Origin of the sequence: Thermus sp. 2.9 (assembly GCF_000794385.1) — a bacterium.
Taxonomy (GTDB): Bacteria; Deinococcota; Deinococci; order Deinococcales; family Thermaceae; genus Thermus; species Thermus thalpophilus.
This window is the reverse complement of sequence record NZ_JTJB01000003.1, coordinates 331,714-338,839: the sequence shown is the minus strand read 5'-3', so window position 1 is coordinate 338,839 and position 7,126 is coordinate 331,714. Positions and strand designations below refer to the sequence as shown.

Sequence of the window (7,126 nt, the reverse complement as noted above, 5' to 3'; positions counted from 1 at the left end):
TCCCCAGCAAGCGGGTCTACTTCCACGGCCTCAAGCTCCACCTCCTGGTGGACGACGGGAAGTTCGTCCACGAGGTGAACCTGACCCCGGGGAGCTTCCACGACCTCGCTTCGCTTCTCCTCCTTCCCCTGGACCTTCCCGAGGGGGCGGAGCTCTACCTGGACCGGGGGTACGAGAGCCATCTGTACGAGGACCTCCTCCGGGAGGCCCAGGAGGTTGTTCCCATGGTCATCCGCAGGAGGAACAGCCGGCGGTATCTCCCTTGGATGCAGTACCTGGCCATCGTGGGGCGGAGGGTGGTGGAGACGGTGGGGAGCATGCTCCATCACCTCTTCCCCAGGCGCATCCACGCCGTGACCCAGGAGGGTTTCGTCATCAAAGTTCTCACCTTCGTCCTGGCCCATAACATCAGTCTCCTGACCCAGAAGATGGCTGGGTAGCAACTTGGGTTAGGTGTACTCCCCGGGCTGGGTGAAGGTGATGCGGTACCGCTCCCCATGACCCAGCTTGGGGGTAACAAAGGGCTCGGGCCCTTGAACGTTGATCACCACGGCGTCGTGCCGTCCCGTGCGTTCCCCCTCCAAGAGGTCAAAGACGTCCTCGTTGACGAACTCCACCGTGGTACCCACAGGGATTTCCAGGATCTTGGGATAGAAGGAGTTGCCCACCATCTGCACCCGGACAGGCAAGGGCTCCAGGGCCTTGGCGCCCACCGCCACGGGCTGGGCCAAGGCGGGGTCCAGGGGCACGCGCACCGTGTGCTCGTGGTCAGGCGTTCCCAGGCCATAGGGGTCCAGCACTCGCTTAGCGTCCGCAGGGATGGCGGTGAGAGCCTTGGGTCCTTCCGCCCGTACCTCACCTATCCGAGGAGCGTCCTTCTTGGCCCGAAGTATCCCCAAGGCTCCCTTAATGGCGGTATTGAACACGTGGGTTACCAGGGCGTAGTCCCCTTCCACCGGGGGCACCCGCCACTCAATAACCCAGGAGTCCGAAGGGCCTGCCAACACGGTCTGGCTGCCTTTCATGACGTTGTCCGGGTTTCCCTGGTAGTAGATGTACTCCCAAATGCCCCCCACCACGTGGAAGGTGCTGGTGAGGCTGGGACCGGCGTTAAGGAAGTAGATGCGCACGTAGTCGCCCGGCCGCACGGGAATGGGCTCATTGACGTAACGGAAGTTGTATCCGTTGAAGACCACGTAGGTGGCTTTGCCATCAAAGAAGTCCCTCCCCGAAGCGTACCACTCGCTCTGGACGATGTAGAGCTTGAGGTCGGGCGGGCGCTTAAGCTCAGCCTCGAGGCGGTACTTCTTTTTCGGCTCCACCACGATCATGCCGTGCTGTCCGCCCATGGTATGGGCCATAATCCCATGCCCCCCGGGGGCGCAGTGGTACATGAAGACGCCCGGGAAGTCGGCGGTGAAACGGAAGACCCGCTCCTCCCCCGGCTGGACGTTGCCCAGGAACTTGGACGTCTGGGTGTTGGCCGCGTGGATAGATAGTCCGTGGGTTACGCTATCCGCGTTCCTCAGAACGATCTCCACCGTGTCGCCTTCCTCCACCACCAGCATGGGCCCCGGGCTCGTGCCGTCAAAGGAGAACCCCTTTACGTAAACCCCCTCGTCCACGGGGAAGACGCTGCTTTGCGCCGTAAGCTCAAAGCGCTTGACCGCCGCTAGGGCCGGCACCCCCAGGGCCACCGCCGCCATCAGTAGGAACCTTGCACCTTTCATCGCTCACCTCCGGCAGGTCCTAACTCGGACCTCTCCATCCACGTTTTAGCACCTACCCCCAAGGACAGGTGTCCTTGTGACAGATGTCCCAAGCCACAGCCCTGAGACAGGGCAACCCCTCGGTGTAACCCAAGTCAAAACCCAATGGTCAGGCTAAACTTTTGTCCAGGTGCCGGAGGTGCTAGAGCTGCTTTCCCTTTAGGGAACCACCGAAAAGGTGCTACAGCAGCGGCACGCCTCTCGTACACAGGGCCTTAAACAAACCCTTGGCACGACAAGGGCTCCCCGGATTAATCCGGGGAGCCCTTGTACCGAAGCTTAATGGGTGTACTCCCGTTCGTGGAAGGTGGTTACCACCCACCACATCCCTTGGGGCACGAACAGGTAGACCAAGGAGCTGAAGGCGATTAGATACTTCCAGAAGGGATCCAGGTGGGGCGGGACAATCATGCCCAAAGCGCCCATGGCTTGCAACACAGCAAAAATGTAGGAAAAGGCCACCAGCGAAGGCCTTCCCAGCATCCGCCCCAGGGCGTAGAACATGGCGTAGAACCCCGCAGCCGACACCATGAGCATCCCGGAAAGCATGAGGTTCCGCACCGCCTCGCTAGTCATGGGCCCCCACCCCCTTGGCCTGAGCAGCCCGTCCCTTTCCAATGGTGGCGAGGTCCCAAAGGAGGACCAGGTAGCTCACCAAGAAGAAAACCCCGAAGACAAAGCGCCAAACCATGCCGTTTTGGAACCAGGGATGGGTCTGGGCTTCAATGTAGGCTTGCCAAGTGCTTCCGCCAATAGCCCGTTCCACCATGGTCTGGGTGAAACCCGCCACGGTCATGGCTGCGGACATGCCAAAGATGCTCACCACCATTAGCACAAAAGCCCACTTCCAAAGCTTGGAGTCAAAACGAGGCCAGTCGGCTCGGCGCACCTGGTGAAGAGCCATGTAGATCACGGTCAAGATGGCTGTCACATAGGCCCCGAAGAAGGCCAGGTGGCCGTGGGCCGGGGCCAGCTGGGTGCCATGGGAGTAGAGATTGATCTGGGGGAGTGTCTGCATGAAACCCCAGACCCCAGCCCCGATAAAGTTTCCGAAGGCTTGAGCGATCGCCCAGAAGAGGGCGGGCTGGTTTACCGTTTGCATGCGGTGCATCCCGGCATCGTAAACAGCGTGGACCACCATGGCCACCAAAGGTATGGGCTCGAGGGCGCTGAAGAAGCCCCCTAGGCCCAGCCAGTACTCGGGCGTGCCGATCCAGAAGTAGTGGTGGCCGAGGCCGAGGATACCGGTGCCGAAGACAAGGGCCACCTCCAGATAGAGCCAGGTTTCCACAATGCGCCGGGGCGTCCCCAAGAGATGCATCAGGGCCATGGCCATGATGGAGCCCACCAAAACCTCCCAGGTAGCCTCCACCCAAAGGTGCACCACCCACCACCAGAAGTACTGGTCCATGGAAATGTTTGGGGTATAGTGCATGCCGGCTGTGTAAAGCCCCGCCAAGGCCACTAGGTCAAACATCAGGACCGCCACTACACCCGTGATCCGCTTCGCTTTCAGCGCCGTGGCTACCACGTTGTAGAGGAAGATGGCCATCACCGCCACGATGCCAAGATCGGCCCAGCGCGGGGCTTCTATGTATTCCCGCCCCTCGGTGATGAACCACAGGGTAAAGGCATTGCCCGGCCCGTACTGCACCAGGAGGTAGACCAGGACCACCACGCCCACCGCGGCCACGAGGGTAAAGAAGGCAAAGCGTGCCAGCCGGATGCCTACCACTTCCCGGCCCAGCTCCAGGGGCAAGAACCAATAGACCCCACCCATGAAGCCTAGAAGAAGCCAGACAATCATGGCGTTGATGTGGAGCATCCGGTTGGTCATGAAGTTGAGCTTCCCGTAGAGGAAACCGGGGTCTAAATACTGCCACGCAGCCAAAAGGCCAAAAAGGATCTGGGCTCCGAAAAGGGCCAGGGCTACCCAGAAGTACAAGAGGGCCAGCTTTTGCGACTCGTAAAGCTTACCCTTGGGCATAACCTCTGTCATCCTTCTCCTCCCTTACTGCACCCCTGCGAAACGGTCAGGGAAGCCGTTGGTGTCTATCGCCGACATCCACTTCAGGAAGGCCACCAAAGCGCGCGCCTCCTCTTCACTGAGATGGAGGTTAGGCATCCGCCGAGCAAAGGTGGGGTAGCGGTCCGGATGCTGCAGCCACTCGGCCATGGCCTCCTCCTTGGTAGCCTTACCGGTCATGGACATCACCATGTTCTCCCATTTGGGATCAAGCCAAGCTCGGGTCAGGTCCGGAGCGAAGTAGGCCCCATTACCGAGAAGGGTATGGCAGTCCATGCAGTTGCGGCTCTGCAGGGTCAGCTTGCCCTTGTTCACCAGGGCGTAGGCCTCCTCCTCGCTCCACGTCCTTCCAAAAAACCCCACCTCGTCACCGATCACTGGGATGTCCCGGTGCTTTTCGTAGTCCCGCTTAAGCCCGATTGCCTTGTTTATCACCGTGTAAGCGGGGACTCTAGCTGAGCCTTCCCGGATCTGGTTTAGGGAATCAATCGTCAGGTAAACGAGGATCCCCGTCATGATTAAGGCGCTAACCCAGGCCGCATTCCGCCAGAAACGGGGCTCCAGCCATCCCGAACCCCGGGACAGCCAAAGGGTGAGGATCGCCGTAGCGAAGAGGGCCCCGATGGTGGTCTCTATCCAACCGATCTCCATATCCTAAACCCTCCTTTCACCTCCGACCTCTAAACTCGGACTTGAGAGGCCGGCTTTCCATGACTTAGGTCAAGGGCAAAAGTCCCAGAAAAGCGCCACATTCTAGGACCCACACTCACTTTGGACCCCTTAAGGGAACGCCCTCTCACCAGGGTTAAGCTAGTGCGGCGTACCATACGGGCATGCCCGTGCGCAGCCTTCTTCGGCGGGAAGAGTCCTATGCCCTGCACGCCCTCCTTCTTTTGGCGGAGGAACCAGGCCTCTCCGCGGTGGAGATCGCCCAAAAACTCAAAGCCCCCCCTGCCTTTATGGCCAAGGTGCTTTCCAAGCTGGCCAAGGCGGGGCTGGTGGAAAGCCGGATGGGACGCGCAGGAGGAGTGTGGCTCAAAGGTGCTCCTGAAGAGATCAGCCTCCTCAAGGTCATGGAGACCCTCTCCGGCCCCGTGGCCCTGGACCTCTGCGCCACCCTAAAACGCTGCCCCACCGAGGAACGGCGGGGGGTCTGCTACCTCAAGCCCAACCTGGTGCGCATGAACCTGGAAATCCGGAAAACCCTAGGGGGCCTCACCCTCAAAGACCTCCTTCCGGAAAAGGTTTGACCCAGGTCATGGCCCCACCTACCCTCAGCCCTCCAGGCTAAGGGCATGGAAGGGATCACCCTAACCACCCCAGTCAACGAGATCTTGCAACGTTACCCGGAAGCGGTACGGCTTTTGAGCGGGCTCGGTTTGGACACTTGCTGCGGCGGGGCTGAGCCCTTGGAGGAAGCGGCCAAGCAAGCCGGGCGGGACCCTAAAGAGGTCCTGCAGGCCCTGGCCGATTTCCTGGAGGAGGGCCAGCGGTGAACCTCTTGGAAAAGGCGCGTTATGGAGCGGTGCGGGGTGTGGAACTCCTGGCTGACCATCCCGAAGTGCGGCTCGTCCTCTTCAGCCTGAGGTCGGGTCAGGAAGTGAAGGGGGTGGGGGAGCCCCGGGTCCACCTCCTCTGTCTGGAGGGCGAGGGCATCCTGTGGGCTGGAGAAAAGGAGGTACACGCCACCCCCGGGGTCCTTCTTGCCGCAGCCCCGGGCGAGCCCCATGGAGCGCGGGCTGGCCAGGGGCAGTTTTTGGTGCTCGGCATCGTCACCCCCAGGCCATGATCCTAGCTAGCCGCCTGGCCCTCACGAGTGCCCTTCTTTGGTTTGTGGCCGCCACCTGGGTAGGGCTCTTCTTGGGGCTCGGCTTCCTGCCCTACACCTGGCGGCCCGCTCACGCCCACATGCAGCTTTTGGGCTTTGTGGGGCTCATGATCTACGGCGTGGCCTACCATGCCCTGCCCCGGTTCCGGGGGGTGGTCTTCCGGCGGCCTGGGCTCGCCCTCCTCCAGGTGGGCCTTGCCAACCTTGGGCTTGGGGGCATGGCCCTCTCCTGGGGGTTCGCCTGGGGTGCCGGGATCTGGGGCTTCTTCGCCGGGGTTTCCGCCTTGGCCGGGCTTCTTTTCGCCCTGTTGATGCTGGAGGTGCTATGGGGGTAAGGGACCTTTGCCCCGCCCTCCTTCCCCTACCCTGGAGGCGAGGATGCGTGGCATGAGCGTTCCCCTAAAGCAGGTGGCCCTGCCCACGGAGCACGGGGGCTGGGGCTTCACGTTGGAGCCGGTGCTCCTGGGCCTCCTCCTCTCCCCTGGGCCCCACACCCTGGGGCTTTTCCTCCTGGGCCTTTTCGGCTTTCTGGCGCGGCACCCCTTAAAGCTCGCCTACCAGGACCTGCGGAGGGGCAAGCGCTACCCCCGCACGGACCTGGCCTTAAAGGTGGGGGGCGCCTACCTCCTCCTGGCCCTTTTGGGCCTCCTCCTCACCGCCCTCACCGCCCAAGGCCCCTTCCTCCTACCCCTCCTCCTCGCCTTGCCCCTGGGGGCCTTCGTGGCCTGGGCCGACGCCCGGGGGAGGTCGCGGGACCTTTTCCCCGAGGTGGCCGCCGCCCTGTTTATGGCCGCCTTGGCCCCGGCGGGGGCGCTGGCGGGGGGCCTTGGGGCCCAGGTGGCCTGGGGAAGCTTCCTGGCCCTGGCCCTACGGGACCTGGCCGCCCTTTACTACGCCCGCACCCAGGTGCTAAGGGCCCGGGGCACCTTCCCTAAGCGCTACCCAGCCCTCCTCGCCCTTTTCTTATCGGCGTCTTTTGCCTTCCTCCTGGCGCAAAGAGGCCTTCTTCCCTTTGCCGTCTTCCTTGGGCTTCTCGCCCTCGCCCTTTACGGGGGCTACGCCCTCTTTCGCCCCCCAGTACCGGCTAGGGTCATCGGCTGGACGCAGATGGGCTTTGGCCTCCTCCTGGTCCTCCTCGCCGCCCTCGGATACACCTGGATGGGGCTTCCCACCGCCCTTCTTGGGGCGCCAAGCCTCCACCGCCTTTTGGGGTGGAGCCTGGTGGGGCTCGCCTTCGCGCTTAGCCTTTGGCTTGCCTTCCAGAAGGAGGTACCCCGGGCGGCCCGCTTCGCCCTGGGCCTTTACGACCTGAACGCCCTTTTGGGCCTCCTTTACCTGGCCCTGGGGGCCCAGCTTTCCCCGCACCCCCTCCTTGCCCTCCTCGGGGTGGTCCTGGCCCACGCCCTGCTCCGCCGGCCCCCTCCGTGGCCGGGGGTGGGGTTTTTCCTCCTGGGGCTCCTCCTCCTTTGGCACTAGGGTGGGCCCAAGCACCTTCTTTGCCCC

Annotated in this window: 10 protein-coding genes; 6 read left to right on the top strand and 4 right to left on the bottom strand. The window is 62.6% G+C overall.

The window, feature by feature from the left end:
* The coding region (locus QT17_RS03310; RefSeq protein WP_039456184.1) for a transposase at positions 1-440 on the top strand (440 nt) is incomplete at its 5' end.
* 9 nt (positions 441-449) lie between these two features.
* Here the strand turns inward: QT17_RS03310 and QT17_RS03305 are convergent.
* From QT17_RS03305 to QT17_RS03290, 4 genes are all read right to left on the bottom strand, one after another.
* Positions 450-1,730 carry a multicopper oxidase domain-containing protein gene (locus QT17_RS03305; protein WP_200883375.1) on the bottom strand — a complete coding sequence of 427 codons (1,281 nt, stop codon included), beginning with the start codon at positions 1,728-1,730 and terminating at the stop codon, positions 450-452.
* Between the two features lie 318 nt (positions 1,731-2,048).
* A complete protein-coding gene (locus QT17_RS03300; RefSeq protein ID WP_039456183.1) occupies positions 2,049-2,345 on the bottom strand; it encodes a hypothetical protein in 297 nt (98 codons plus the stop codon).
* Complete coding sequence (locus QT17_RS03295) at positions 2,338-3,756, bottom strand: cbb3-type cytochrome c oxidase subunit I (protein ID WP_235283701.1); 1,419 nt, start codon at positions 3,754-3,756, stop codon at positions 2,338-2,340. The genes QT17_RS03300 and QT17_RS03295 overlap by 8 nt, the downstream gene beginning before the upstream one ends.
* Positions 3,757-3,780: 24 nt before the next feature.
* Positions 3,781-4,446, bottom strand: a complete 666-nt coding sequence (locus QT17_RS03290) for a cytochrome c (protein WP_039456181.1) — start codon at positions 4,444-4,446, stop codon at positions 3,781-3,783.
* 182 nt (positions 4,447-4,628) lie between these two features.
* On the opposite strand from QT17_RS03290, the gene QT17_RS03285 reads away from it, so the two are divergent.
* From QT17_RS03285 to QT17_RS03265, 5 genes are read left to right on the top strand one after another with little or no spacing between them, the layout of a single operon-like run.
* Complete coding sequence (locus QT17_RS03285) at positions 4,629-5,045, top strand: Rrf2 family transcriptional regulator (RefSeq protein WP_039456178.1); 417 nt, start codon at positions 4,629-4,631, stop codon at positions 5,043-5,045.
* A 45-nt stretch (positions 5,046-5,090) separates the two neighbouring features.
* Complete coding sequence (locus tag QT17_RS03280) at positions 5,091-5,291, top strand: DUF542 domain-containing protein (protein WP_039456175.1); 201 nt, start codon at positions 5,091-5,093, stop codon at positions 5,289-5,291.
* Positions 5,288-5,584 (top strand): AraC family ligand binding domain-containing protein, encoded by a 297-nt coding sequence (locus QT17_RS03275; RefSeq protein ID WP_039456172.1) that lies wholly within the window; start codon positions 5,288-5,290, stop codon positions 5,582-5,584. Before QT17_RS03280 ends, QT17_RS03275 begins: the two co-directional genes overlap by 4 nt.
* On the top strand, positions 5,581-5,958 hold the full coding sequence (locus QT17_RS03270) for a hypothetical protein (RefSeq protein WP_039456169.1): 378 nt from the start codon (positions 5,581-5,583) through the stop codon (positions 5,956-5,958). The genes QT17_RS03275 and QT17_RS03270 overlap by 4 nt, the downstream gene beginning before the upstream one ends.
* 43 nt (positions 5,959-6,001) lie before the next feature.
* Positions 6,002-7,099 carry a YwiC-like family protein gene (locus QT17_RS03265; protein WP_039456166.1) on the top strand — a complete coding sequence of 366 codons (1,098 nt, stop codon included), beginning with the start codon at positions 6,002-6,004 and terminating at the stop codon, positions 7,097-7,099.
* The last annotated feature ends 27 nt before the right edge of the window (positions 7,100-7,126 follow it).

Coding starts and splice junctions, on each gene's coding strand:
- QT17_RS03305 (WP_200883375.1), bottom strand. CDS start 1,730: ATGAAAGGTGCAAGGTTCCTACTGATGGCGGCGGTGGCCCTGGGGGTG.
- QT17_RS03300 (WP_039456183.1), bottom strand. CDS start 2,345: ATGACTAGCGAGGCGGTGCGGAACCTCATGCTTTCCGGGATGCTCATG.
- QT17_RS03295 (WP_235283701.1), bottom strand. CDS start 3,756: ATGCCCAAGGGTAAGCTTTACGAGTCGCAAAAGCTGGCCCTCTTGTAC.
- QT17_RS03290 (WP_039456181.1), bottom strand. CDS start 4,446: ATGGAGATCGGTTGGATAGAGACCACCATCGGGGCCCTCTTCGCTACG.
- QT17_RS03285 (WP_039456178.1), top strand. CDS start 4,629: ATGCCCGTGCGCAGCCTTCTTCGGCGGGAAGAGTCCTATGCCCTGCAC.
- QT17_RS03280 (WP_039456175.1), top strand. CDS start 5,091: ATGGAAGGGATCACCCTAACCACCCCAGTCAACGAGATCTTGCAACGT.
- QT17_RS03270 (WP_039456169.1), top strand. CDS start 5,581: ATGATCCTAGCTAGCCGCCTGGCCCTCACGAGTGCCCTTCTTTGGTTT.
- QT17_RS03265 (WP_039456166.1), top strand. CDS start 6,002: ATGCGTGGCATGAGCGTTCCCCTAAAGCAGGTGGCCCTGCCCACGGAG.